The organism is Stenotrophomonas maltophilia (assembly GCF_006974125.1).
Taxonomy (GTDB): Bacteria; Pseudomonadota; Gammaproteobacteria; order Xanthomonadales; family Xanthomonadaceae; genus Stenotrophomonas; species Stenotrophomonas maltophilia_O.
On the sequence record NZ_CP037858.1, the window covers coordinates 4,297,027 to 4,323,979 of the forward strand.

Annotated in this window: 21 protein-coding genes and 2 pseudogenes; 7 read left to right on the forward strand and 16 right to left on the reverse strand. The window is 59.2% G+C overall.

Annotated elements, in window-relative coordinates; all coding sequences use genetic code 11:
• Positions 1-130: 130 nt before the first annotated feature.
• The gene (locus tag EZ304_RS19885) at positions 131-1,957 is read left to right on the forward strand and encodes an ATP-binding protein (protein ID WP_111105525.1); all 1,827 of its coding nucleotides are present in this window, start codon (positions 131-133) and stop codon (positions 1,955-1,957) included.
• A 168-nt stretch (positions 1,958-2,125) separates the two neighbouring features.
• Here EZ304_RS19885 and chrA read toward each other — a convergent pair whose 3' ends face one another.
• The 5 genes and pseudogenes from chrA to EZ304_RS19910 form a co-directional block, all read right to left on the reverse strand.
• The gene (gene chrA, locus EZ304_RS19890; protein ID WP_049441726.1) at positions 2,126-3,325 is read right to left on the reverse strand and encodes a chromate efflux transporter; all 1,200 of its coding nucleotides are present in this window, start codon (positions 3,323-3,325) and stop codon (positions 2,126-2,128) included.
• Between the two features lie 54 nt (positions 3,326-3,379).
• Positions 3,380-3,799 (reverse strand): arsenate reductase (glutaredoxin), encoded by a 420-nt coding sequence (gene arsC / locus EZ304_RS19895; protein ID WP_049441725.1) that lies wholly within the window; start codon positions 3,797-3,799, stop codon positions 3,380-3,382.
• A pseudogene (gene arsH, locus EZ304_RS19900) lies at positions 3,796-4,503 on the reverse strand (arsenical resistance protein ArsH). The gene arsC and the pseudogene arsH overlap by 4 nt, the downstream one beginning before the upstream one ends.
• Positions 4,504-4,570: 67 nt before the next feature.
• Positions 4,571-6,049: a SulP family inorganic anion transporter gene (locus tag EZ304_RS19905; protein ID WP_049441724.1), complete on the reverse strand. Its 1,479-nt coding sequence runs from the start codon at positions 6,047-6,049 to the stop codon at positions 4,571-4,573.
• A gap of 507 nt (positions 6,050-6,556) precedes the next feature.
• The gene (locus tag EZ304_RS19910; RefSeq protein WP_049441866.1) at positions 6,557-6,850 is read right to left on the reverse strand and encodes an ArsR/SmtB family transcription factor; all 294 of its coding nucleotides are present in this window, start codon (positions 6,848-6,850) and stop codon (positions 6,557-6,559) included.
• 171 nt (positions 6,851-7,021) lie between these two features.
• On the opposite strand from EZ304_RS19910, the gene EZ304_RS19915 reads away from it, so the two are divergent.
• Genes EZ304_RS19915 through EZ304_RS19935 form a run of 5 tightly spaced genes read left to right on the forward strand, consistent with a single transcriptional unit; the run spans position 7,022 to position 10,042 of the window.
• The gene (locus EZ304_RS19915; protein ID WP_239683842.1) at positions 7,022-7,963 is read left to right on the forward strand and encodes an MBL fold metallo-hydrolase; all 942 of its coding nucleotides are present in this window, start codon (positions 7,022-7,024) and stop codon (positions 7,961-7,963) included.
• The gene (locus EZ304_RS19920) at positions 7,960-8,400 is read left to right on the forward strand and encodes a YeeE/YedE family protein (RefSeq protein ID WP_080355804.1); all 441 of its coding nucleotides are present in this window, start codon (positions 7,960-7,962) and stop codon (positions 8,398-8,400) included. The genes EZ304_RS19915 and EZ304_RS19920 overlap by 4 nt, the downstream gene beginning before the upstream one ends.
• Entirely contained in the window at positions 8,397-8,828 is a 432-nt protein-coding gene (locus EZ304_RS19925; RefSeq protein ID WP_049441722.1) for a YeeE/YedE family protein, read from the forward strand. Before EZ304_RS19920 ends, EZ304_RS19925 begins: the two co-directional genes overlap by 4 nt.
• Positions 8,825-9,262 carry a TIGR01244 family sulfur transferase gene (locus tag EZ304_RS19930; RefSeq protein ID WP_049441720.1) on the forward strand — a complete coding sequence of 146 codons (438 nt, stop codon included), beginning with the start codon at positions 8,825-8,827 and terminating at the stop codon, positions 9,260-9,262. Before EZ304_RS19925 ends, EZ304_RS19930 begins: the two co-directional genes overlap by 4 nt.
• An 18-nt stretch (positions 9,263-9,280) precedes the next feature.
• Positions 9,281-10,042: a sulfite exporter TauE/SafE family protein gene (locus EZ304_RS19935; RefSeq protein WP_049441719.1), complete on the forward strand. Its 762-nt coding sequence runs from the start codon at positions 9,281-9,283 to the stop codon at positions 10,040-10,042.
• Between the two features lie 72 nt (positions 10,043-10,114).
• Here the strand turns inward: EZ304_RS19935 and EZ304_RS19940 are convergent, their stop codons facing one another.
• From EZ304_RS19940 to EZ304_RS19950, 3 genes are all read right to left on the reverse strand, one after another.
• Complete coding sequence (locus EZ304_RS19940; protein WP_049441718.1) at positions 10,115-11,386, reverse strand: DUF2254 domain-containing protein; 1,272 nt, start codon at positions 11,384-11,386, stop codon at positions 10,115-10,117.
• A 123-nt stretch (positions 11,387-11,509) separates the two neighbouring features.
• Complete coding sequence (locus tag EZ304_RS19945) at positions 11,510-13,489, reverse strand: BCCT family transporter (protein WP_049441717.1); 1,980 nt, start codon at positions 13,487-13,489, stop codon at positions 11,510-11,512.
• 51 nt (positions 13,490-13,540) lie between these two features.
• Complete coding sequence (locus EZ304_RS19950) at positions 13,541-14,638, reverse strand: hypothetical protein (protein ID WP_049441715.1); 1,098 nt, start codon at positions 14,636-14,638, stop codon at positions 13,541-13,543.
• Positions 14,639-14,936: 298 nt separating this feature from the next.
• Between EZ304_RS19950 and EZ304_RS19955 the strand changes: the two genes are divergently transcribed.
• Positions 14,937-15,305 (forward strand): H-NS family nucleoid-associated regulatory protein, encoded by a 369-nt coding sequence (locus tag EZ304_RS19955; RefSeq protein ID WP_075675701.1) that lies wholly within the window; start codon positions 14,937-14,939, stop codon positions 15,303-15,305.
• Positions 15,306-15,979: 674 nt separating this feature from the next.
• On the opposite strand, the gene EZ304_RS19960 is transcribed toward EZ304_RS19955, so the two are convergent.
• The 8 genes and pseudogenes from EZ304_RS19960 to EZ304_RS19990 all read right to left on the reverse strand — a co-directional run bounded on the left by EZ304_RS19960 (position 15,980) and on the right by EZ304_RS19990 (position 26,886).
• Complete coding sequence (locus tag EZ304_RS19960; protein ID WP_142807950.1) at positions 15,980-17,143, reverse strand: hypothetical protein; 1,164 nt, start codon at positions 17,141-17,143, stop codon at positions 15,980-15,982.
• A gap of 178 nt (positions 17,144-17,321) precedes the next feature.
• Complete coding sequence (locus EZ304_RS19965) at positions 17,322-18,341, reverse strand: AAA family ATPase (protein WP_080355803.1); 1,020 nt, start codon at positions 18,339-18,341, stop codon at positions 17,322-17,324.
• A gap of 239 nt (positions 18,342-18,580) precedes the next feature.
• Entirely contained in the window at positions 18,581-18,835 is a 255-nt protein-coding gene (locus tag EZ304_RS21195) for a hypothetical protein (protein WP_229302317.1), read from the reverse strand.
• A 216-nt stretch (positions 18,836-19,051) separates the two neighbouring features.
• Positions 19,052-19,582: pseudogene (locus EZ304_RS21200) on the reverse strand (AAA family ATPase); the annotation flags it as partial.
• Positions 19,582-22,002: an integrase catalytic domain-containing protein gene (locus EZ304_RS19975; protein ID WP_142807951.1), complete on the reverse strand. Its 2,421-nt coding sequence runs from the start codon at positions 22,000-22,002 to the stop codon at positions 19,582-19,584. The gene EZ304_RS19975 and the pseudogene EZ304_RS21200, both read right to left, overlap by 1 nt.
• Before the next feature lie 1,563 nt (positions 22,003-23,565).
• Positions 23,566-24,144: a histidine phosphatase family protein gene (locus EZ304_RS21310; protein ID WP_049441709.1), complete on the reverse strand. Its 579-nt coding sequence runs from the start codon at positions 24,142-24,144 to the stop codon at positions 23,566-23,568.
• Positions 24,138-24,428 (reverse strand): leucine zipper domain-containing protein, encoded by a 291-nt coding sequence (locus EZ304_RS21315; RefSeq protein WP_080355800.1) that lies wholly within the window; start codon positions 24,426-24,428, stop codon positions 24,138-24,140. Before EZ304_RS21315 ends, EZ304_RS21310 begins: the two co-directional genes overlap by 7 nt.
• Before the next feature lie 40 nt (positions 24,429-24,468).
• Positions 24,469-26,886: a S8 family peptidase gene (locus EZ304_RS19990; protein ID WP_185959201.1), complete on the reverse strand. Its 2,418-nt coding sequence runs from the start codon at positions 26,884-26,886 to the stop codon at positions 24,469-24,471.
• Between the last annotated feature and the right edge of the window lie 67 nt (positions 26,887-26,953).

Genomic DNA, 26,953 nt, shown 5'->3' on the forward strand with positions numbered 1-26,953 from the left:
CTTAGGTGCCGAAGGCTAGCGCCCTTGCTCAGGCCCTCAGATTGCCTCGGTTGCCGCTTCCGCAGCCTCGAGGCACTATCTAGTGGCGGCTGGCTTGGCTGCATGGAAGGCGCTCAGGGGGAGCGAAGATATGCGCTTGGAAGCAATCAGCATTACCAACTTTCGTTGCTATGGGGATGAGATCCGGGTCGAACTGGACGACTTGACTACTTTTGTCGGCCGGAATGACATCGGCAAGTCAGCGATTCTGGAAGCGCTGGAAATATTCTTCAACGCAGACGTGGTGGCCATGGAGCAGGGAGATGCTCATGTTCACAGCGTAGACAAGACCGTTTCGATCACGTGTGAGTTCTCGGAGCTTCCGCCAACACTGACGTTAGACGCGGGGGCAGATACCACGTTGGCCGATGAGTATCTTTTGACCTTGGAAGGCCGGCTGAAAATTCGTAAAACCTACGACTGCACCAGCAAGAAGCCATCCGCAGAAGTGCTGGTGCTTGCGTTTCACCCCACTGCGGCCAATTACGACAACCTGCTGGAATTGAAGGAGAAGGAGCTCCAGAAGAGGGTGAAAGATCTTGGCTTGGCGGTTGCATTGAAGGGCAACCCTGGCATGCGCCGCGCACTTTGGGCGGCCGCTGGCGACCTCAAGCTTCAAGAGGTCGCAATCGCGGTCGGCAAGTCCAAGGAGGACGTCAAACGTATCTGGGACCAGATTGAGCCTCACTTGCCGATGTTCGCTCTCTTCCAAAGTGATCGGAGCAGTCGGGACTCGGACAGCGAGGTCCAAAGCCCGATGAAGGCAGCCGTCGCTGCTGCCATTGCAGAGGTCCAAGATGACATTGCTCGAATCCAAACAAAGGTTCGCGAGAAGGCCGAAGAGATTGCGAAGAACACGCACAGTGCTTTGACCACGATCGATCCCAACCTTGCCAGCGAACTTACACCAGAGTTCAGCCCTCCCACCGCCGCCAAGTGGCAGGGACTGTTTTCGCTCGGCTTGAGCACCGACGGTGGCATACCGTTGAACAAGCGAGGCAGCGGCGTCAGGCGGCTTGTGCTGGTGAGCTTCTTCAAAGCCGAAGCGGAGCGACGGCTCAAAACCAGCACCAAGCGCAGCATCATCTACGCGATCGAGGAGCCAGAGACGGCTCAGCACCCCAGCAACCAACGGATTCTCATCGACTCCTTCAAGGTGTTGTCAGAAGACCCCGGCTGTCAGGTCATATTGACCACTCACAGTCCCGGATTTGCCTCGGCGCTACCCCAGCAGAGCATTCGTTACATCTCTCGCCACTCTGACACGAAAAAGCCGCAGGTTGAGTCGGGGGTCGACGTGTTCGGTAAGGTGGCTGAAGCATTGGGCGTAACGCCTGACAGCCGGGTCCAGGTACTAGTGTGCGTCGAAGGTCCAACCGATGTACTGGCCTTGAAAGCCCTTTCCAAAGCGCTCCACGAGGTCGACTCCAACCTGCCAGATCTTTCATCCGATGAGCGACTTGCATTTGTTGTCCTAGGCGGTGGAACGCTGGAGCACTGGGTCAATCACCACTACCTGCGGGGCCTAGGCAAGCAGGAGGTGCACATCTACGACGGCGATGTCCCGGCATATGCCCTAAGCGCGCAGCAGGTCAATGACCGTGGGGACGGGTCATGGGCTGTCGTCACAACCAAGCATGAGATTGAGAGCTACTTGCACAAGGACGCCATTGCGCTCGCGTTCGGATTTGAGATTGAAGTCACTGATCACCCCATGGCGGGCAAAGCTGTTCCAAAGGTCTTCGGGGAAGCTTTTGTCGCCCACGCTGGCGTAGGCAGTCCGCTTAAAGACTCCAACGCCAAGAGAAAGTTGGCTCAGCATGCGTTCCCTTGCATGACAGCAGCCATGTTGGAAGAGCGTGATCCCGATGGCGAAGTTCATGGTTGGATGCGTCGGCTAGGCGAGATGTTGGCTTAAATGCCCCTTTGGGTCGGAAACTGGCCTTCGTTACCCCCGATAAGAGTCCGTAGATCCAGAATTGGATATCTGCTCCCCAAGCCTAAGCTTTGGCAAATGCCCCCTTCCGGCCAGAAGCGGACATCAGGTTCCGCTGCCGAACCGCTCCTGACCGGCCTGGCGGCGTCATCACGCCATCGTCCAACCCGCCACGGCAGCCAGCAACACGACCAGTGCAGTCGGAGCACGCACAACGACAAGTAGCCCAAACGCAACCAACGCCATCGCGACATCCCATCGGTCATGGATCGCGCTCGTCCACACCGGGTCATACAACGCCGCCAACAGGATGCCGACCACCCCGGCATTGACGCCTGCAATCGAAGCTTGGAGATCCTTGCGGGGGCGCAGAGACTCCCAGAACGGCAGCACCCCCACGAGCACAAGAAGGGCTGGCAGGAAAATGACCACCAACAGCGCAAGGCCGCCTGCCCAGCCACCCAGCGGCCCCTCGGCCATAGCCCCCAGGTACGCTGCAAAGGAGAAGAGAGGGCCCGGCACCGCCTGCGCCGCGCCGTACCCGGCGAGGAGGTCCGCCGTGCTCACGGTGCCGCTCTGGACGACCGCGGTCTGCAGCAGCGGCAGCACGACATGGCCGCCGCCGAAGACCAAGGCGCCAGCGCGGTACACACCCTCCAACAGCGCGGCCAAGGGGGAGCCGCTAGCCACCGCCCACAAGGGCAGCAGAACAAGCGGCAGGACCAGTAGCACTAGTGTCACCGCGCCGGTTCTTCGCGAGACGGAATAGCCGCGGTCTGATTGGCCGGACGCCGGTTCGATATTCAGTATCCAGCGACCGAGCAGTCCGCTGGCGATGATCACCACGATCTGGCCGGCGATCGAGGGCATGGACAAGGTCAACACAGCCGCAAAGACCGCCATCGCTGCCCGTAAACGATCCGGGCACAGGGATCGGGCCATTCCCCATACTGCTTGGGCCACCACAGCAACTGCCACGATCTTCAGGCCATGCAGCCAGCCGGATTCAATGATGGCCTGGTATTTGGCAACGCCCGAAGCGAAGAGGATCATCAGCACGGCCGACTGCAGCGTAAAGCCGGCCCAAGCGGCCAACAGGCCAGGCCAGCCGGCGCGACGCAAGCCCAGCGCCATGCCTACCTGGCTGCTGGCCGGGCCTGGCAGTAACTGACACAGGGCCACCAGATCGGAGTAGCTACAGTCCGTCAGCCAACGGCGGCGTTCGACGAACTCGAGACGGAAGTAGCTCAGGCGGGCGATTGGACCTCCAAACGACGTGAGCCCCAGTCGCAGGAACACCAGGAAGACGCGCCATGCGCTGTCGCTTGTCGTGGGATTCAGCGCCGACATGGGGCATGACCTCCTGTGGTTCTCAGCGGTGGCGAGCCAAGCCTGGCATTGGGATCACGGCGTCGAGCTTCCCGGGTGCCCGGTCACCAACTCTCCATCTTCCTTTCGGAAAGGCCCGGGCAGCGGCGGCAGGATCTCCAGTACCACTTCCGAAGGCCGACACAGACGAGTACCCCTATCGGTCTGTACGAAAGGACGATTGATGAGTATCGGGTGCGCCAGCATCGCATCAAGCAGCGCTTCCTCGCTCAGTGCTGCGTCGCCTAGCCCGAGTTCGTCATACGGCGTTCCCTTCTGCCGGATGGCATCGCGCACGCTCAATCCCGCCGCCGCAATGAGATCGACCAGGCGCGCACGGCTGGGTGGGTTGGCCAGGTAGTCGATCACTTCCGGCTCGATCCCGGCAAAGCGGATCAGCGCTAGGGCATTGCGCGAGGTGCCGCACTTTGGGTTGTGATAGATGACAGCGCTCACGCACTTTCCTTCTGGTTCAAAACGGTCTCCACCACGCCTGCGGCAGCGGCCAGCGCTGCTGCCTCGACGGCCCCCTTGCGCTCGCTGTAGCGGTCCACCAGGTAGTCACTACGCCCGCGCACCAGCAGGGTGAACTTGACCAGTTCCTCCATCACGTCCACCACGCGATCGTAGTACACCGAAGGCTTCATTCGACCGTCGTCATCGAACTCCTACCAGGCTTTGGCCACCGAGGACTGGTTGGGAATTGTCACCATCCCCATCCACCGGCCGAGCACGCGCAGCGCGTTGACCACGTTGAACGACTGGGAACCGCCGCAGACCTGCATCACGGCCAACGTACGGCCCTGGGTGGGGCGAACGCTGCCCTCTTCGGGCGGCAGCCAGTCGATCTGGTTCTTGAATACCGCCGTAAGGGTGCCGTGGCGTTCCGGGCTGACCCACACATGTCCTTCCGACCACAGCGAGGCCTGGCGCAGCTCCTGCACCTTGGGGTGGCTGGCTGGCACCGAGTCAAGCATCGGCAGATCATGTGGATCGAACAAGCGGGTTTCCGCCCCAAACTGCTCCAGCAGCCGCTGCGCCTCCAGCGCCAGCTTGCGACTGAACGACTGCGGCCGCAGCGACCCGTACAGGATAAGGATGCGTGGCCGGTGTGGCTGCGCGGCCGGATCGTTGAGCTTGGCGGCCGTGGGAATGTCCATGGCACCCGGTACCACGTTGGGGATCTGCTGCACAGGGCGGGCACCTTTCGGTGCCCGCTTCGCTCATTCAATGACTCGACGACAGCGCGGCGCCTGGCGTACGGTGCTTTCCCAGGCGATCAACCAAGGTCTCACTTGCATCGTTGAGACCGAACACTTCAACGGTCGCGCCGTGCTCGCGCAGCTTCATCACTACCCTGTCGAGCGCATCAACGGCGGTCAGGTCCCAGAAGTGGGCGTCCTTCAGATCGATTTTGACGTTCTTGGGGACATCCAGATAGTTGAAGCTGCTCACGAACTGTCCGGCAGACGCAAAGAACACCTGCCCCCTCACAACGTAGACGCGCGAGTCGATGTCGACCTGGGTGTCGTCGATGCTCAGCATCTTTCCGACCTTGCGGGTGAAGAACACGGCCGACAGGACCACGCCTGTCAACACGCCCTTGGCAAGGTCGTGGGTAGCCACGGTCACGATGACCGTCCCAACCATCACAATTGAAGAGCTCTTGGGATGAACGGCCAGCTCGCGCAGCGAGCGCCAGCTGAAGGTTCCGATGCTGACCATGATCATCACCGCGACCAGTGCGGCCATTGGAATCTGACTTACCAGGTTTGACCCATAAACAACGAGGAGGAGCAGAACCACGCCGGCCACCAGGCAGGAGAGACGGCCTCGGCCACCGGAAGTGATGTTGATCACCGACTGGCCGATCATTGCACAGCCTGCCATGCCCCCAAAGAAGCCCGTTACGGTGTTAGCCAAGCCTTGGCCCGCACATTCGCGATTCTTCTGGCTCGGGGTATCGGTCATGTCTTCGACGATCTGCGCGGTCATCAGCGATTCCAACAAGCCAACGACCGCCAAAGTCGCCGAAACCGGCAGCAGGATCTGGAGTGTTTCCCAGGTGAATGGCACGTCCGGAATCAGGAACGACGGCAGGCTGTCAGGCAGCGCCCCCATGTCGCCTACGGTGCGTACCTGGAAGCCGAAATACATGGAAGCGGCCGTAAGAACCACGATCGCCACCAATGCCGAAGGAACGGCTTTGGTCAGCAGCGGCAGCAGGTAGATGATTGCCAGACCCACAGCACAGATCGCATACACCATCCACGGCATGCCGATGAGCTCGGGAAGCTGCGCCATGAAAATGAGAATCGCCAGTGCATTCACAAATCCGGTCACCACCGAGCGCGACACAAAGCGCATCAGCGAGCCCAACCGCAGGGCGCCGGCCAGCATCTGCAGCACGCCGGCCAGGATGGTGGCGGCAAACAGATACTGGATGCCGTGCTCGCGCACCAGCGTAACCATCACCAACGCCATGGCGCCGGTCGCAGCCGAGATCATGCCAGGGCGGCCACCGGCGATGGCGGTGATGACGGCGATGCAGAACGAGGCATACAAACCTACCTTTGGGTCGACGCCGGCGATGATGGAAAACGCGATTGCCTCAGGAATCAGGGCTAGCGCAACGACGATGCCCGACAGCAGGTCACCACGGATGTTACCGAGCCATTGCTGGCGCAGGGGATAAATTGCAGACATAGGAAATGATCTCCGCGCACAGCCGTGCGCGCCAAACTAAAGAAACAGGCACCCTTCCAGACCTAAGTGTCTGGATCGCTTCTTCAATCAAGCCTCAGGGTGGAGTCATCGCTAGCCGATCCGTTAGGTATTTGACGGTCTATTGTAGGCCGGCATAGCGCCTGAGGGGAAATCCGGCATTGCGGTCGCCTCGGTGCATTCTCAATGGGTAGCTTCCCAGATCCCAAGATCATTTCGCAGGCGAGGTCGACAAGCTGGTAGGCAGTTGATCAGACTGAATTGAGCTCTGACCGAATCGCCAAAGAACAGGTGGACATTCGCCACGGGTCCTATGTCCCGCTATCGGCCATAAGCAGACATCCACCCCATCCCTGATAAACATCCCTAGACCGCAGCAGACCTCGAGCCTGCTGCGGTCAATTGGTTTTGGGGCAGACTACGCCAATGGCCTAAATTCCCCTAGGTCAGTGAGTCTAGCTCGTCCCTTCTAGGACGCCTTAGGCCACTTCAAGTTGATGCATCGTCCGCACAGAAAATCCCATGCATCGCGCCCAGCAGTGCTGCAACGCGCGGGTCTGCCATGCGGTAGATGATCGACCGCGATTCCCGCCGGGTCGCTACAAGCTTTCGTTGGCGGAGTTCGGCCAGTTGCTGGGAGAGCGCCGGCTGTCGAATGCCAGTTGCGTCCTCAAGTCCGCCCACCGTCATTTCACCTTGCGCGAGCTGGCATAGCAGCAACAGGCGCGAGGGGGTGGCCATGAAGCGCAGCAACTCGGCCACTTCGGGCACGCGCTCCTTCATCGTGGCTAGGTCAGACGGGCTGAATGGGGGGCTGGTCACAGGCAATGGCAACTTGGGCGGCTGAGGTGATGCGAACACCATGGGTGGCCCGTCCAATCTAGCATGCTTCAATAGTTGCACATATTAGGTAACTATGTAATTCTCAGGCCACGAAGCCTCCTGGAGCCAGTCATGATCCCATCCGTAGAGACAGACGCCCCCCTGGAGCAGGCTGTGCGCCTAGTCAGCGATGCGCGTGCCGGCCTGCTTCCCTCGCCTTCCGTGAAGACGTTCTTTGATCCTGCTACGTTTACTGCCAGCCACGTCGTACGCGATCCAACTTCTTCAGCGTGCGCCGTCATCGACAGCGTCCTGGACTTCGACATGGCCGCAGGCCGCACGTCCACTTCCTCCGCATCGGCGTTGGTGGACTACGTGCGTGCCGAGCGCCTGCAGGTGCAATGGTTGCTGGAAACCCACGCGCATGCCGACCACCTGTCCGCGGCTCCATGGCTGCAGGAGCAGGTGGGAGGCGCGCTGGCTATTGGCGAACACATCACCGCAGTCCAAGAAACCTTCGGCAAGGTCTTCAATGCCGGTACTGCATTCAAGCGGGATGGCAGCCAGTTCGATCGCCTGTTCGCCGACGGTGCCTCCTTCCGAATCGGTAATCTGCAGGCTATGTCGCTGCACGTGCCAGGCCACACTCCCGCTTGTCTGGCGTACGTGATCGGCGACGCCGTGTTTCCTGGAGATACGCTGTTCATGCCGGACTACGGCACCGCCCGATGCGACTTTCCAGGTGGTTCGGCTCGCCAGTTGTATCGCTCGATCCAGCGCCTGCTGTCCCTACCCGACGCCACCCGCGTATTCCTGTGCCATGACTACAAAGCCACCGGCCGGGACCATTTCGCATGGGAAACAACCATCGGTGCCGAAAGGACAACAAACATGCATGTGCACGAGGGCGTGAGCGAAGCCATGTTTGTGGAACTGCGGGAGGCTCGTGATGCCACGCTTCCGATGCCACGGCTGATCCTGCCGTCAGTGCAGGTCAACATGTGCGCCGGCCATCTGCCCGAACCCGAGGACAACGGCGTGCGCTACCTCAAGCTGCCGGTGGACCTGCTATGACGCTCTCTCATTTGGCCTGGTACTGGCCGCTCGCTGGCGGTGCCATGATCGGAACAGCGGCCGGTGCCTATCTGGTCCTTCTCGGCCGCGTTGCCGGCATCTCGGGTCTGCTTGCCAAGACACTGGGCATGCCGGGTGACGGCGGACGCGGGAGTGCAGCCCTGTTCATGGCAGGACTTGCCCTGGCGTCAGGCTTGGCATTGGCGGCCAGGCCCATACTATTGCCGGCGCTCTCCGCAAACGGAGCAGTGGTATTGGTGATTGCCGGACTGCTGGTGGGTTACGGAACTCGCCTTGGCGCTGGCTGTACCAGTGGGCACGGTGTCTGCGGCCTGGGCCGGGCATCGCCTCGGTCGGCGATGGCTACCTGCGTGTTCATGCTCATGGGCATGGCCACGGCGACCCTAGTACCGATTGTGGCGGGAGGCACGGCATGACCCGTCTCGCCGCGTTCCTGTGCGGCGCACTCTTCGGACTGGGACTGGTCGTATCCGATATGGCCAACCCAGCCCGCGTGCTTGCTTTCCTTAATGTGAGCGACGCCTGGGACCCTTCTCTGGCGCTGGTCATGCTGGGCGCACTGATCCCATCCAGCGCAGCCTACTTGTGGATACGCGCCCGCAGAACGCCGCTGCTTGCCGCATCGCTGCACATTCCCACCCATCGCATCATCGATCGGCGCCTTGTGATCGGTGCGGCGATATTCGGCCTGGGATGGGGACTGGCCGGAGTGTGTCCCGGCCCTGCCATCGCGTTGCTGGGAACCGGCCAGCCCTTCGCGATCATCTTCACCACGGCAATGATCGCAGGCGTGATCCTGCATGGCCTCATTCATCGCCCCACTGCAACTACGGGACAACCATGAACCTCAAGCCACTCTCTGCCTACCTCAAGGTATCCGGTCAGCTCCTGCCAGAGGATATTGAAGCTCTGAAGGAGCAGGGCTTTGGGAGCGTGATCTGCAATCGGCCCGACGACGAACAGCCGGAGCAGCCCAGTCACCATGCGCTGCAGGCTGCCTGCCAACAGGCGGGCATGCAATTTGCCTATCTTCCGGTAGTGCCTGGTGTCATTACCGATGATCAGGTGCATACCTTTGCCAAGTTGATCGACGCGCTGCCACGCCCTATTGCCGCGTATTGCAGAACCGGCACCCGCGCTGCGATGCTTTGGGCGCTGTCGGAAGTCGTTCACAACGGAGCGGCGTTTGCCCACGTCCTGTCTGTTGCCTCGGACGCAGGCTACGACCTTTCCTCCATCGCAACACGGCTGCAGCAAGGTCCGGCGTCCGCCGACTGACATATGGAAACGCTATCTATGCTGCAGTGGGTGCTGGGCGGCCTGTCTGGCGTCCTGGTCGGCTTCGTCCTCGGCGTGGTTGGCGGAGGCGGATCCATCCTGGCGGTACCACTGATGCTCTACGTGGTCGGAGTGGAAGATCCGCATGTGGCTATCGGTACCAGCGCCCTGGCAGTGGCGGTCAACGCGGTGTCGAATCTGGTGATACATGCCCGTAGAGGGAATGTTCGTTGGCCCTGTGCCTCGGTCTTCGCCCTGGCGGGGATCGCGGGCGCCTACCTGGGTTCCAGCTTGGGCAAGGCGTTCGACGGCAACAGGCTGTTGGCGCTGTTTGCTGTGGTCATGGTCATTGTCGGCATCGCCATGCTTCGCAGGCGCAACACGCTTGGCTTCGCGGACGCTCGGCTCGGCAGACGCAATGCACCCGCACTGATTGGGCTGGGCGCCACTGCCGGTGGGCTTTCTGGCTTCTTTGGCATTGGCGGAGGTTTCCTCATCGTGCCCGCACTTGTGGCCGCGACGGGAATGCCGATCATTGCCGCAGTCGGAAGCTCGCTCCTCGCCGTCGCCGCATTCGGCATGACCACCGCACTGAACTACGCGCATGCAGGCCTGATCAACTGGAAGCTCGCGGCAGTGTTCGTCGTTGCCGGGATGGCTGGCGGTACTGCAGGAGCAGCAATTTCGACGAAGCTTGCCAGCTATCGTGGAGCTCTGAACACGGTATTTGCAGTACTGATCTTCATTACTGCCGCATACATGCTGTGGAAGGTGAGCTGACCGTATGTGTTCCAGACCACAGCCGAGTACTGATAGCCAGCGCAGCGCTTCAAAGGCATTGATAGGAAGATACTACGAACGTTGGTCCACATCTTCCAGAGTCAAATAAGATACGACGGCTCGAAGCGCCTTGCGATCAGCTTCGAAATCCATGCCCAATAGGCCGCGCTCCAACGCAATGCGGGCATGCGCCTGTGATGCGACTCTTGTCGCTTCATTCGAGGACCCTGCCAACGCTACGAAGGCCTTCTGCAGCCGGATGTTGACCTCCAGCGAGCCGGCGGCATCCCTGGAGATTGGTGTGAATGCATCCTCGAACATGTCGCGGACATCGAGGCACTGCACGTGCACACGCGGATAGAGCACTTCACACGTCGCAGCGTCCCCGGTGTGGCTGGCCCATGCACAGAGCAGCCTGACACAGGTCCCGATGACGTCGATGCAGGTGCCAGGGTCGTTCACCGCAGGTGACATGGCTCGCTGGGCAATTTCCGCAAGCACGACCAGCCCGAACCGTGGGTCATTCTCGATGGAGCGCGCGTCACTGAAGGAGATGGCTGAGATCACTTCACTCTGCACGTCCGGAAGTGGATTCCCTTCAATGGCTATCAAGGGACGGGCTGGGGTCGCGAACGTACCCGGCTGGCAGAGCAGATGAACTCGCAGATCATGTTCTTGTGCAATGCCGTCAATCCGGGCGACGTCCACATGTTCAACGTAGGCAATTTGATCGCCAACCAGCAGTATCGCCCCCTTCCCTACCGGGACCGCACTGGCTCCGCCGAGCCGAGGCTCCTCGGCGCGGCGCTTCATTGCTGCTTTGGTCGCCCGCTCCACCAGATCGATGGTTTCGCCAACGCGGCCAAAGCGTGAGAACTGCTCGATAGCCCGGAGCAACGTCACTGTGATGACGATGATGACCGCGATGGTTGCCCCGAACAAGACAAGCCGGCCGCTGTCTCCGTAGATGCCGGTGCTGAGCGCGATGAGGCCGACGATCGAGAACAGGAAGGCACCAATGAAGGTGGCCAGCGCACCTTGGGCCCGGGCGTCTTCGATCAGCAGGCGGGCCGCGCGCGGGGTGGCGCTGCTGGATGCGGAGCCGTATGCCGAGACCATGGTGGACAGCGAGAAGGTGGTGACCGTCAGCATTGACGCGGCAAGTATGCCAAGGATGTTGCCGACGGAATCTGCGCCGATCCGTGCGGCAAGGCCAACGGGAATGAGGAACTTCAGGAACGCGCCGGCCAACGCCGTGATGATGCCTAGGGCGCCATACAGGGTCGAACGGAACCACATCCGCTTGGTAACTTTGCTGGCTGCGAGCCTCAGTCGGCTGAGCATGGGCTACTTCCTGAGCAGTTCGACCATCAATAGCACGGTCGGGTGCCGAGGCCACGTCAAAGGCAGGGTCATGCCCGGCCCAAGGCAGATGCCGCCCCTCCGGGCGGCATCTGTGTACGGATTCTACGAGCGCACCTTGTCCAGGAACTGACGGTGGCGTTCGTACTGATCGAGCACATCGTGGATGAGCTGAACCTTGGTCCACCCCATGACGTCGTAGTCCTGCCCGCCCTCCCGCAGATAGACCTCCGCACGGTAATGACGGGTGCCCTCGCTGACCGGCCGACGGGGATCCTGCAGGGCGAACGTCGGCGGCTCATAGGGCTGGGGCCGTACGGAGTAGAAGAAGTCCATCTCCTCGCCATGGCCAACCTGTAGCCACGCACGACCATCCTCTCCCTTGGAGACCTGGACCGGCAGATCCTGCTTGCGAAGCTCAGCGGCAACCTCTTCCAATGCAGGAATGACGCGCTGCTCGATGAAGCCGGTCACCTCGATCTTCAACGGGTTGTGCGCCAGCAGGCGCAGGCGCGCCCGCCAATCCTCGCTGGTACCCGGTAGGATACGTGCCTCGCGCAGGATCGAGCGCTTGGTGGCATCCAGATGCATGGCCTTCAGCAGTCCCCAGCACATCAGGATCATGACGATCGTAAATGGCAACGCGCTGGCAATGGTGGCAGCCTGCAACGATTCCAGCCCGCCAGCCACCAGCAATGCAATCGCCAGGCCGCCGACCAGCAGCGCCCAGAAGATCCGCTGCCAGACCGGCGATTCCTGCTCACCCTTCGAGGTGAGCATGTCGATTACCAGGGCACCGGAGTCCGCTGAGGTTACGAAGAACAGCGCAACCAGGATGACCGCCAGCGAAGAGGTCAGCATGGTCAGCGGCAGGTGCTCCAGGAACTCGAAGAGCGCCATCGAGCTGTCGGTTGAGACCGCCTGCACCAACTGCTGTATGCCCTCCGCCCGCACCATGTGCAACGCGGTGTTGCCGTAGATGGTCATCCACAGGAATGTGAAGCCAAGCGGTACGAGCAGCACCCCCACCACGAACTCACGGACGGTGCGTCCACGTGAGATGCGCGCGATGAACATGCCAACGAAGGGCGACCACGCAATCCACCAGCCCCAGTAGAACAGCGTCCAGCCACCCAGCCAACCAGTGGGTTCGTAGGCATAAAGGTTGAAGGTCATCGAGAACAGCTGGGAAACGTACATGCCGGTGTTCTGCACCAGCGCCTGCATCAGGTGAACGGTGGGTCCACAGACCAGCACGAAGGCCAGCAGCGCCGCCGCCAGGATCATGTTGAGCTCGGACAACCTGCGTACGCCGCTGTCCAGGCCAGCCACGACCGATCCGGTGGCCACCAGTGTGATGACGGTGATCAAGCCAACCTGGGCGAGCGTACTGACCTCCAGGCCGAACAGGTAGTTCAGGCCGGCGTTGATCTGCATGACGCCCAGCCCCAGCGAGGTGGCAAGGCCGAAGATGGTACCCAGCGCGGCAAACGTGTCTACGGCATGTCCCAACGGGCCGTGGATACGGTCGCCGATGAGCGGATACAGCGCGGAGCGGACACGCAGCGGGAGATTGTGTCGGTACGCAAAGTACGCCAGCGACAGCGCCACCACAGCGTAGATCGCCCATGCGTGGATGCCCCAGTGGAAGAACGTGATGCGCATCGCCTGGCGGGCAGCGGCGGCCGACTCGGGCGAACCAACCGGCGGCGTGGCGTAGTGCATGATGGGCTCGGCAACGCCGAAGAACATCAGACCGATGCCCATGCCGGCAGCGAACAACATGGCGAACCAGGAGCCGTAGCTGTAGTCCGGCGTACTGTGGTCAGGGCCGAGCTTGATGCGGCCGTAACTGCTGATGGCGACGCCGACAACGAAGACCAGGAAGCCGGCTACTGCAAGGATGGTGAACCAACCTGCATCATTGGCTGCCCATGACTTGGCCGCGGTGAACCACCGCGTGGCCATTTCGGGCGCGAAGGCGGCAAGCGCGAGCAGCGCGATGACGATGGCTGCCGTGGGAATGAACACCTGCGGAAGGATCCGCTGGCGAACGGGGGGATGTTGCGGAGCCGTGCTCTGCATGGATACCTCCGTGTTATTGGGTGGAAGAACCTGCGGCTTGCGCGAGGCCGATCAGAAGTAGAAGCCGATATTGAGGTTCAGCCGCGAATGCCAGCTGGAAGGGCCTCCTTCGTCGATGCCGATACCATCACCACCAGCAAACCACATGTTGCGGCCAGCGATCCAGTCGACATAGGTGAGCATGATGCCTTTCTGCAGGCTGCAACCGGTCACGTTCTGCCACGAATCACGAAGGCCCGCGCGGTGCCCGACCGGGCGGGTCATGCTGAGGTTGTTATAGCAGGTGATGTCATCCAGCCAGCCCTTCTGGCCGAACGAATAGGCGATGTTGGCGCTTGGCACATCCGCCTGCGCTGCAACCTGGAAGGGGGATTGGAACGCCGACATTGCGATGCGATCTCCGGGCACGTCATACCGGTACCGCGCCCACTGCAGCTGCGCGGTCCAACCATCGCGCTGCCACTGTGCATGGAGGGCAGCGCCCTGATGACCGTAGTGACGCCGTGTCTGAGTGTTCTGCACCTTGCCAGCAAACGCTGATGCGCCCAGCAACAGTTCGCCGCCGCCCCAGTCGCGCGCGCTCTCCACGCGTGCATGCAGTCGTTGCCGCTCGCGATACGGCAACGCCTCGGTCTGCGCGACATCAAAGGAGTAGCGATCGTAGCGAGCCCCGGACCCGTATTCGTCTCCGGAGAACCAGCCAAGATGCCAGGTTGTGCTGCCGCTGCGGTGAATCACTACAAGGCCCGGATCGTAATCATCCTCGACGCCCAGGTAGTAGCCGGAGCCGAACCAGAAACTCTGCGAAACGGTAGGGAGCAGCCCGAACGGGACTTGCTGGATACCTGCCTTCAGCTGGGTAACATCGGAGAACTGCCAGCCCGCGTACGCGTGATGCACGGCGTCGAAACCATCGTACCAGCGGTACTGGGCAGAGAAGGAAAACGGTCCGGATCCAGCGTCAAGGTCTGCGCGCAGCAGTTCAAGCTGCAGGCGGCTGGTCGGCCCGTAGTCGAGCCAGCCATAGTTGAACCTGACGGCGCCTCCTGGATCAAAGTAAGGATCTCTATGGAGGTTATCCTCAGAAGCATCTGCAGCCAGCGAAGTTCCCGCCAACGCGGCAGCGACAATGAAGGGAATTGATCTCACGGTTATGCGCCTTGCCTCCCTGATCTGCTACGGAAAGCACTTGAGTCTAACGTCGATTGATCCAATGCCTCAAACTGGCGATCTCAAAGAACTCTTGGCGACGCCACAGCAATCACTCACGGCGCGTCTTTAGTCCTCAGTTCCATATGCCACGTAAAAATCATGTGTAGTGAGAAAGTAGCTAACACGATCCACTTTTTAGTAGTCGATCCTGTGATTGAGCGACTCATAGTGGATGTGGAGTGACACGCAATGTCATTTGAGAATAGGCTAGGGCCTCGACAGCGGGGAAGAATTCATGACTATTGATATCAGCGGCCTTTCTGCCAAGGAACTTCGCTCACTGATTGCTCAGGCGGAGAAGCAGCAGTCCAAAGTGCTGTCACGCCCTAAGGCCACAGCGATGCGCGCCAAGATCAACAAGTACGTCAAGGATCATGGATACACGATAGAGGAACTCTACGGCGCTTCAGTGATCGTGCCCTCTGAAACCGCCAAGAAGCGAGGTGATCGGAGGTCTGCCAAATCGACAGTGCCCAACACCGCCCCCAAGTACCGCAATCCTGCAGTGCGCGGCCAGACGTGGTCCGGTCGAGGGCGGCAACCGCGATGGATAGCCGAGCTGGTAGCAAGCGGAAAATCACTGAATGACTTCCTGATCAAGTAGTGATAGCGGGGCAGCCGTACACCGGTACCGCAGCAAGTCCTGAGAATCATTAGTCATCAGATCGAACAGGATGCTGGTGCGCGGAATGCCCTCCCAGGTAGGCGATCAAAGATTTCAGCTAGTCGCAGTTGATGTGACAGCGGGCGAACAGCAGGCGCTCCCCTTGCCTTTGGAGAGTGCGCTCAGGCAGCAATGTTTGCAGTATCCGCTTCTGGCCAGAAGCGGACCTGGATCAGGGCCAATGCGGCCGGGATAGCTTCGGGCCGCTGCGATCCTAGGCAACTCGGTCACTTCACCAAGTTCCAAGAGACGCCGGTGTCGAGCGGTACAGCCTACTAGCGTCACCGAAAGCAACGGCGTTAGGTCAAAGTTGCGTCGGATCCGAAGGATTAGAGCCCTCATGGCAAACCCTCGTCATGTGAACTCTCGCTAGAATCAGCTAAACCTCCGGGGCGGCAATGGCCAGTAGAAGTCAGCTTCGCCAAGCAATCATTGAAGCTCAGGCTTCGCTACGCTTGGAGGGCCTGCCCATCGGAGATCGAGATGATGACATCTATGCCGCAGCCATTGATGGTTCGCTCCGTAGACCGTTGCGCGATCTGGTCTTGAAGCGTATTCGCGCCGAGTTAGGACTGGCTCACGAGACGAATGAAAATTGACAGAGGCCGCGAGGGCTAGGCGACGCTATGTGGTCGCCGGCCACCAGACGGCTGTTTTCGTAAGCGGTTTTCACTTAGCGCCTTCAGCACGTTTCGTGCTCCGAGCATCACCGAGAATCCCACATCCAGCGACACATTGCATCGCTGGCCGATTTGCTTGGCTGCCTGCTGAAGTTTGCGGTGGGATCCTGCTTGGTCTGCATCTCCTTCAACCATCTGTAGCGCAAGATCCATTGCCCTGTTCAAGTGAACTCTTTGACTGTACGGACCTTGCTCTTCGTATCTCACTTTGTACTCCTCGTAGACGTCAAGGTGCATCTCTCTTAGCAACTGCCTATTGAGCCTGAAGCGTCTAAGTACAACTTTCATCTGCGGCACATAGTGGTCTTTCTCGGATGCTTTCAGAACATCTGAAAAGCATTTGGCACATCGCTCGAGCCGCTCCGCATGCCTCCCAACAGGTAGCTTTAACGTTGCATAGCTAAACCAAAGATCCAACAGCGGCTCGGAAGCCGCCGCATCCGGGCTTAGCAAGATGTCGCGTGCTGAGATGGACTGGAGAGCGCAGAGATTGACAATGGCACGAATGGTCGTCCGACCCCTGGTCAAGTTCTTGGTAGCGCGGTAAAATTCCGCCTTGAGAGCGTTAGGATATGCCCGCCTCATCGGATGGCCGTCAACGAGCAGTTTCACGAATCGAACATAGTTTTCGAAGGGAATCTGGGGTTGTGAGGGCGTCGCGCAAAGTTCGATTATGGATGCAAGCTGCTGCTGACCCCATGCCTCGTCGCCAGTAATCGCTGCGGCGGCGCCATCACCGGAAAGCGATTGCTTGCATTTGTGGCATCTTCTGCGCCGCTGGTAGTCTGTTGAGCTCGGCTGGTCCGCGCCACACCTTGAACAGGTGGTTTCGAGCTTGCATTTATGCAGGTCACACTCAGCTTGAATGTCGACGATCCACGATAGCGGCTCATATGAGAGATCATCGTCCCAATCGCGGTAGCACACTGGGCACCAGCGGCGGCGCGTTGTGTCTCGGCCTCCTCCGTAGGTTGCCAGTACGTCCTCCAAAACCCAGAATGTGCCGCACTGCAGGTCGTCCTGGGCGGTCAGCATCTTGAGCGTGCTGATACGGTGACTGAAGTCACGGCTGGGACCGCAATACTTGCCCGAGCCCATGACTTGTCCTCTACGCCCACCAGCAATAGCTGGACCGACTATCGACATCATATTAGCCATGGTCACGCCGACTGTCCACGCTTGCCGTAGAACGTAGTGCTCCAAGGATTCAACTCGCGACGTTCCCACACCCTTCAATTGAAGTGGAGGCAAGGACGACCAGGTAAATCGGTGAATGCTAGACTTCACGGCACACCTCCCCATAAGAGAAGGCCCAACTAGACTTGAGCTGTTTCGCTCTGGCTGTGACGCTTCCAGCCTCCATTGCATCCTCGAATTCCTCGATATCTCGCCAAAGGTTGGCAAGATCGTTGTCTGAATAGTAGGAGGCCTCTATGTGACGTTTAAGGATCCGCTCGCTTCCTTCCTGCTTGGCCGCATCCGCAGCTCGCGACAGAAGTTGAGCCACCTCTCCATAGACACCTCCCGTCGCGACCAGTAGATCCGCCGCCATTCGAATCAATAGGTCCTGTTTAGAGAAATTGTGCCTTTCGCTTAGCGACATAAGGAGGCGCAAGAATGGAGCCCGGTCCTCCTTTCTTCTAACGCTATATGGCGGAACCCATATAGACGTCACACTTCGGCGAAGCTCGGATCCGATCGACCAGAGTTGAACTGCCCTGTGGATTCCGCTCATTATCAGCATCGACCCGGCGGACTCTGCTAACGTCATCAAGTGCAATGCATGGTCTGCAGGTGACTTGTCTTTGTGATTCACCAGAAGCGCTGATATTTGATCGATAGCGACATACTTGCAGTCACGCGCAATCATGGACCGCCTTACAGACGACCAACACTCCGCTTCGGTGAGCCTGAGTTGATACCGTCCAAGCTGAAGGTCTCTGTCGCGCACTTCGGCTTGAATGTCCGAAGGGGGACTTGACCGAGGTGATCTGCCCTCCAGCGCCCAAGTCAGAGTCGGCGCGTTAAGCTCTTGCAACAACTCGCGGGCGAGGTATCGCGAACTGAAATATGCTCCAACTGGCAAGCACGCAAACGTCTCGATGGCAGGAACTTTCCCCTTTTCCCACAGGTTTGGATTCCCAAACATCTCACGCATAACGCTCCGACGCATCGTGGTCTTCCCTACACCGGACGGACCGATGACGCAGACCATATGCCCCGGTCTGTGATTGTCTAGGGCTGCCCTCAGTCGATCTCGCGGCCCTCTGTATGCTGAGTGCTGGAGAAGTTCCATCAGAAATCCTCCGCTTTGTCGAGCGCTTCTACACCTTCCTGCGAAGGGCCTATATGTTGGCCCTCGTGACTGGTGGATTCCGCCAGCTCCGCCAGGTGGGAGAGGAGTGCAATAGCAATGATTAATGCAGCCGCGAACCGCCTCCTGGCGTGCAGTTTTCGCGCGAGATCGTCGCGCCGCCTCCTTGCATCGGCGCCCCACCGGAACTGATTTGAGTCGGTAGTCACCATTTTCTTCCCTCAGGTTGGAGATCCCCAGCGAGCCTTCACATGCTCTGATCGCTCAGTGACACTGCCGGCAACCATGCTCATCTCAAAGGCGTCGATGTCCCGCCATAGATTCCTAAGATCCTCACTTCCGTAGTAGGAGATCTCAATGTGTCGCTTGAGAATTCTGTTGCATCCCTCCTGCTTCGCAGCAATATCTGCCCGCCCCAGTAGTTCGACCACCTCAGCGAATACGCCGCCGGTAGCGGCAAGGATATCGTTGGCCATCCGGATTAGCAGATCATCCTGTGATAGCCCGTAGCGAGTGGCCAATGACTTGAGCAAACGAAGGAACGGCAGTTTGTCATCCCGACGCCTATCACTATATGGAGGCACCCAAACGGTTGTGACTCGGCGTCGCAACTCGGAGTTGACCGACCACAACTGCGTGGCTTTGTGCACCCCAGTCATAACGAACATCACGCCTGTGGCTTCAGCTATCGCCATTAGATGGAGGGTGTGGTCAGCGGGTGACTTGTCCCTGTGGTTGACTAGTAGCGCTGTAACCTGATCGATTGACACATACTTGCAGCTACGCGCTCTCAGGCTTCGCTGCACCATCCCCCAGTACTCGCCTTCTGTCTGCCTTGTTCGCGCTAAGGACGCCCACTCCGATGTTGCTGCGGCGAGCTCGCGTCGTATTCGCAGTTTTGCATCCTCCCCGAGATAGCTTCCGTCCAGTAGCCACGCCAACGTGGGCGCGTGCAACTCTTGGAGAATAGAGACAGCGAGCTGACGCGAACTAAAGTACGCGCCGTGAGGAAGTGTGGCGAATGTCTCGACCAGGGGTATCTGCCCACAATCCCAGCATGCTGGATTGCCAAACATCTCCTGCATTACCGAGCGCCTCATCGTGGTCTTGCCCACGCCCGATGGCCCAATAATGAACACCATATGTCCTGGCCTATGACGGTCGAGCGCCGTTCGCAATTGCTTGCGTGGGCCCTCGTAGGCTGGGTGCTGAACCATCTTCATCAGTAGTCCTCCCGTTCATCGAACGGAACGATGTCCTGTGCGATCGCAGGTGGCACTGGTTCGATATCTAACCTCTCATCGCTGCCGGTCATTGGCACCGGGGCAAGGTGCTCTGTTGCGGGCATTGCCGCTTGGGCCTGCGCTCGGCGCGAATGACGAGCACGGGCAACTTCCTCTTTTCTTTTTGCCGATTGTGAGCGCAACGAGGGTGCCCAGAGCAGATGAAACAGTCGCTCCTGATCCGACAAAAGCGCATCGCTCTGCACTTTGTTGTGGAAGGCCTTGAACCACCTCCCCCGAACCTTCACGTAGATCACATTTGGGTCACAGCAGTCGCTACGAATCTCACTGGCATCCTCAGTTCGCAGCGCTTGTAAAAGCCCGTCACTGGTGAACCAACCGTCGGCAGTGCGTACGCCACGCTGGCGGTCGATTCGCTTCTTGGTCTCCACCTTGATCGCGGTTCTGATTAGGAACCCATCGTTCCATTCGCACGGTGTTCCGACAGCGCCGTAGGCCGCGAGCGCCTCAACCCTCTTCTCAGCTGGCGTTGTATCATCTGGCCCCGGTGTCATAGGAAGGTCGTGATAGACGAACTTCAGGAACTCCTCGTGCACACGGACAAAGTCCGTCCTCGCATTGTTTCGGCTCTTGAATCTGCCGTCGACCTTACGTCCCATCTGATCGGGCCGCGTGCTTCCCGGGAATCGCTGTGCTACTTGTTCGTTGACCTGCTTGATGGCGTTCTCAGCAATGCCGTTCCAGGCGCTGCCTGCCGTTGGGGAGAACCTTAGACTGATCTCGCCATGGCAGAAATCTTGTAGCCAGCGGGAAGTGTTCTCCGGCCCTCGATCCAGATGGATCAACTTGGGCAGGAAGCCCTGCCTTTTGACGTACTCACGCATAAGCAATGCCAAGGCGTCGGTTCTTGCTGAGCCAAATACCAATGCATGAGCCATCGGATAGCCCGTCGCTCCGTCTATGCCGATATAGAACTTTGCTTTGCTTGCTGGGAAGCAGTGAATCAGGTTCGGAGCGCAGCGAACATCCAGATCCGACGAATCTACGTGCAGTGTGTGGCCATATCCGATCGGAGGTAGCGAGCGATGGCGAGGATCGGTGCGTGTACGCGTCGCGTGGTAGGCGCGAAAGCCGCCCGTGGATAGCGCATGGCGCGTTGGGCTCTCGCTTCTTCGTCTGGCATCCAGTCGGCCCCTACCGCAAGGCTCAACTCCTAACCGAAGGCACTCCTCTTCGAACACATAGAGCAAGTCCTTCGGTCTATGTACCCTCCCGGTGTTCCAGTGCAGCGCGATGACGGTCTCTATGGCTTGCTCGTGTTCCGGAAGCAGGCGCGATGCTCGGTTTCCGCTAAAGGCATATTTGGTAAGACAAGCCGAAAGCGCGGATCTTCCTTCGGCAACAGCCTTTCGAACCTGTCGCTGCAGAGCGCCCATCCGTCGTGTTGCGGGCAGACTTCCGGCCTCAATCAGCGCAAGCCTACTGAGTCGCTGGCGTGCCCGCTGGAGGTCGGTAGCGGTTGCGACCAGCAATGGATCGTCCACAGCTGGTTGCGACTGACCTTTGACAATGGCTCCAAACAGTAGCTCGTCCGCCTCCTTGGCCTGCTCCTTCGTGCCATACAGATGGAAGCGGTCAGTCCTAGCCACGGGAGTGCTCTGCCATGGACCGAAGGCCGCCGATCTTCCCAGCATCCAAAGCGCTAGGCGCGGTGTGAATCCGGGCACCTCGGCGAGGAGACAGTCCAGCAGAAGCGGGCGCTTGGCGATTAGCCCAGCTGCCTTGGATACTGCGGTAGTTTCATGTTGCTGAAGGGCATCACCGGCTACCGCGTAGCACGCTTCAAGGTTCTGGAGGTACACACCGGTTGGAGTGGGCGGTACCCAGACTCTGAACACCAGGCCATGCTGCTGTGCCCATTGGGCGTAGGGGGAATAGGTCCACACCGCGTCCTGCTTGACCCAAAGGGAGTCCGGAAGGCCCAGTTGGCTCTCCAGCCACGATAGCGGCTTGCACTCCACTAGCTCTACGTGGTCCCTGCGAAAAACAAGAAAATCCACATGTGCAGTGCTGATGTGATTGCGCCCGGACGCCGTGGTGCGCTGCACGCGGCGGCATGGTACTTGTACGTAGTAGCCCAGCACCTCGGGATCAAGCTCAAGCTCATAGGCAAAGACCAACTCGCACGTGTGGCTTTCAACTGTTCGCGCACTACCGTTCTTGATTGAGTTGCGCCTAACACGAACGTTTCTTAGCGCCGCCTTGCCTACAGTCTTTGTTCCGCTGCCGGTAACCATGCTCTCGATCTGCCGGATACTGAGCTCACTTGCCTTTATGCGGGTGTAAAGCTGGTGACGGTCTTCAAACGATAGGCCACCAGATTGAGCGTCTGTGGACATGCCGATTCCTCATGCGCACCCCACGGGAGCACCGTCCAAAATGCCTGGGCGAGCCTTACCAGGCGAGTCGGACATAGGTGCCCGTGACAGGCCTGCGCAGGCTTGACAGGGGAGTCAGGGAAGGGGAAAGTATCGGCAAGACCTGCAAAGTCGCCGACCTGAAAACCCGTGAGTCCTACCTCACGGGTTTTTTCTTTCCAACTTCCGGCGAGGGAAGTTTAGATTGGGCTAGGTCATGGGCTGCCTGCCTCCCTCGGAAATTGAGGTGCCTGAGATCGAAGGTATGCGCTGACATCGGCGGCGTGAGCGAACCACCCGCGACGACCTTGTGGACGAAACAGCGTCACTGGCAAACGACCTGTGGCGGCTGCCCGCCTAAGTGCTGCCGGGCTATTGAATCCGAGCAGTCGCGACAGGTCTTTGGCCGGCACCAGCCCGCCATAGGTTTGCGCCACCCAAGCCACAGACAATGCATCCGGCTCTTTACTTGGTAGGCTCACGTACGCTCCAGTGATGCTAGGTTCCAGGTAACCCTAACGCTCTACCGTAGCCTTTTCATCCAGCAAAACTACCCTTCCAACGTCTACTTTTTTTGGAGGTTTCCGATGGGGGAGTTGCACGAAGCTTGCCAAGCACTCCAAGCGATGCAGTGCTCCAATATAGGTCGTCCTGCCTCTGATGCATCGGACAGGCTGCACTCCAGGATTCTCTGGAATACATGGTCTCTGGTGGAAGGCGGGGAGGAGGAGCTGAGGGCACGCTATGTTCTTCGGCGCCAGAGCCTAGATGGTCCGTTAATGATGCGCAGCGATGAGTTCAGTGCATATCGGCAGGGATTGCGGTCGCTATCACCCAAGCGGCGCAAGCACCTTGCCCTGCAGCATCCCCAGCTTGAAGAGGTGGTTAAGTGGCCCTTTGCAGCCCTCAGCCATCGAGAGTGGGATATGAGGACAGTTGTTGGCTGGAATCGCCTATTTACGTCCAGCGCCGGACTACTCGGAGACCGCTATTCATTCCCGGGCGATAGGACCAGCACTGATGAGAACCGCGTGCCTGTGATGGCATATGACCTGGATGGCCTTTACCAACGAGGTGACATCTATGGCTTTCTCATGCTGACGTGCACGTATCGGCTGTTCCACTTGCAGCGGTTGGCTGATCGCCAGTGGTATGCGGCAAGCCACATGATACGAGCGCTATCTGGAGCATGCAGAGATCCCAGAGTGCGTCCATTCGCTCATGAGTTGATCACACAGACGAAGCAACTTCTTCGCCTGCTGCCGGACACGAGCTTTCCAATTCACGTGAATGACGACGTGATCTGGGATCAGATCCGGAACAACGTCCACGAGCCCTCCTACTTGATGAGGCGGGCTGCTGAAAGGCGTGGCGTTCACATCCCAGAGCCTGTGAGCCCAATCATCTCCTACCGATACCAAAAGTGCGGCCCTCATCAACGGCCTTTGCTGTTCGCGCGTAACGGGTAGTCTTCTGATCCGACCAGGCCAAAGATCTGCGGCCGGGGAGCGGGGCCGGGAGGTTGGCAGTATCCGCGATCGCCTTCTATTCGAAAGATACCCTCTGGCAATGGGCTATAGGCTGATCCAAATCCAGCTTTCGAAATGCGCCCATCGCTGCAGCGTTCACCACGGAGGGAGCCTTGCTCCCGCAAATCCAGCGCATCGCCTGCATCAATTGGCCGTGGCTAAACACGACCACCTGCTCATGCGCGGAGTAGGATTTAAGAATGCGCAGCGCTCGCGCAGCGCGGGCAACTAGCTGGGCAAATGACTCGGCACCAGGTCCATCCACATAGTTTGGATCGCAACGGGACCAGTAGTCCTCTACCCACTGCCTGCGGTCTGCTGCCGAGGTGCCCACGCACCGCTCAGGCGACAGGTAAGTGAACTCGTGGACCCCCAGGGGCGCAACGACCATCTTGAAGCGTTCGGCGAGTGGTTGTGAGGTCTGCCTCGCCCGGAGGAATGGTGAGGTAAAGATTCGGTCAGGCGCAGCCGACCAGGTCATTGCCAATGCGCGAGCCTGCTCCTCCCCTGCGGCAGTAAGGGCAATGGATTCCGGATCGGCGGTTACAAATCCCGCATTAGCCATGCTTTGCGCATGCCTAACTACCACTAGCATATCCCCTCTCCTCTGTTCTGCTTTTCTCCTGGACAGGTACCTGATGTGAGTCGCCTCAAGCCAGTCTCTAGCATGTGGCACTTAGCACTCGACGCTGGCCGAGCTGCGGCAGGCCTCGCAGCGATGTGCCACAGTGGCCGAAGCAAGCGGCGCTGATATTCGAAGCGCTGCACCCGTTCGGGTGGAACGGCCGAAGGACTGGGGTGTGAACGACAAGGACGCTTGAGGAGTTCGGCAAGACGCTCGTCAAAAAAGCTTGCCTGCAGCTTGTAGGCGGCGCGCATACTGACGCCTGCACCAAGGCTCGCGTTTTTGCTAACAGCACTAGACTAGCACCGGAACAGCGGGGCGTATTCGATCACGGATTTCTTGATAGATGTCGATTCCGGATTCAATGCCAACTTCCAAGGTGACACATAGGGCGAATTTGATCTCGTCGGTTAGACCGGGGGCATCTTCCATACAATTCACCTTGCACTCGAACATCTGCCCATCAACGATGGGCAGCGCTTTGCGTTCGCCCTCCCAGACCTCGTGTTGAACGGTGCCGCGCTTGACAGTCATGTGGAAGGGTGTGTTGATGCGGCTGGTGCCGAAATCCTCGGGTGGCTGTATCCACAGCTTGGCCTGACGATAGCGCTGCAGCGAAGATATTGTGGGCGACATCCAGGCCAAGGTCACGGTCATTCGACGCATTGTCACGACGCGTCCAAGCCCTGGCGGCATGGGGGCGGTGAATGATACTGCCCTGTCTTTCTTGACCTCCCCCACGCCGATCAGTGTGGCGCGATTGCTCGCGCACCTGAGCGCTCGCTCTTCGTCGACTGGACCGTAGCCGAGCCAGCTTGAAATGAAGTCCTTCTCCCGCATGTGTCGCGAGTTGAGCGGAGTGATGTGAGCAAAGCTCGGGCCATGATCGAGCACGGTTTTCGATAGCGAACCCCACTGAGCTCCATGGACAAGCAATGCCTTGATCAACGCAGCATCGTGCGTTTTGGGGATGGCCGCACCGCTTGCACGCAAGGCTTCGATAACCTCAAATGCTCTTGCCGCCATGCCACTGGCCAATGCTGTTGCGTTACTGGTCCCGCGAGAATATTCGGTATCACCGACAGGTCCGCCGGCCGCGGATGGGCGAGCCACCAAATGTCCAGGTGCCAACCCGGTGGGTGCCATCTGCACGGTCGTGCTCTCTGGCTTGGATAGGACATGCTCTTTGAAAACGATCCGGCCGCCGGGCATCAAGATGTCGGGCTTGATGGAGCGCCCCATCCCCATGCCAATGCGTGAGACTGGGCTCAACCCTCCTCGGGCAAAGAGATCATGAAGGTTGGGATGAGCTGGGCCGGGGGCCCCGTCACTATGATGCGCTCCCACCGTGATTGCGTTGATCGATTCGCTCGGCGACATAAGCCTGCGCCGGACTGAGGTCTGTAGCAACGCTCTTGTTGCAGCTGCCTGCTTATGATCCTCAGAAAGGTTGCTGAGCGTGTCACGCCTAACTTGAAGTTCAAGATCTTCTGACTGGTTGCCGGCGCTAATTACAAAGAGCACGTTGTACTTGAAGGACAGCCAGTCGATCAGCCTGGCCCAGGGAGAAATTTCTCCGGTAAAGATGCGGTGCTCGTTGCCTACCGAAAGGTTGATGACCTTGATTGAAGGTCCAACCGGAGGCTCTTGACCGTCTTGCTCGAACAGGCGCCGTACAGCACGGTGAACTAGGTCGATCAGCAGCTGATTATCCGGCGTGCACTCCGCCCGCCGGGCCCGCCCGTCGTTCGGGTCAGGGCGCATGATAGGTCTTACGTAAAGCGGACGATTGGCAGGCGGCGCGCGATTATTCAAATCGCCATGGAGGATTAGCGAGGCCATGGCGGTCCCATGCACGCGATCCTTGGCTGGATATTCGAGCGCCCAGTTGTCTGGGTCGTCGATCAGTAGGCGACGCTGCAGTACGGCGTGGTTGGCGAGCGGCAGTCCGTCAAACAAAGCAACGACCGGATCGCCTAGGACTTCCCCTTGCGCCCCAACCAATTGCTGGACTGGCCCTACTTCAGAGCCTGGGTTGACGCTTTGAGCTCGTGGCCGGAAGAACATGACGCGATCGGAGAGGACGAACGATGGGTAATCGCCTTTCAGAATTGAAGATACAACAGGTGTAGGTAGCTCGACGAGAAAGCCGTGGTAGGCGATCTCAGGAATTAGCGCCCTTTGAAGGACCTGACCGCCGGACGCTCTAATGAAGGTAAGTAGGTCGCGCACAACTGCAATGTTCTTTGCCGGGGACCCGAAGTACCAGGCCTCCAACTCAAAGCGAGTTGTCGCACGACCACTTTCGACTTCATCTTGCCAGTACAATCGCATGTCCGCATCGATGCGATCCTCGACACCCCATCGTCTGATGTCATGCAGATGGACGAAGACTTCTTTCAGCGGCGCCAAGCCCCGGTCAAACTTTGCGCGTGGATCAGCCTGAAAGCGCTGCCAAAGGGAAAGCAACTCAGCTAAAGCTCGCTGGTTGGTGCCTACTAGGTACATGCGTCCATTCAGAGGCTCGTCGGCTTCGGCTCCGGCCTCCAGACGATGAAAATCTTCGTCTTGCACGAACTCGTCAGCGAATTCGAACAGCCATTCGGCCTGCAGCTTCTGGACGGCCTTGAAGAACTTTTCGTGAGATCCAACCGTCTCCAGTACTAGGACAAACTCTGGATCCTGTTCTGGCGCGTTCTCAGAGATGGTCAACCGATGCGCTTCTAGTGTCTCAAACAGTTCAGTGAACTTTGGGGTAAGTCGCTCCCCTTGGCGCTGA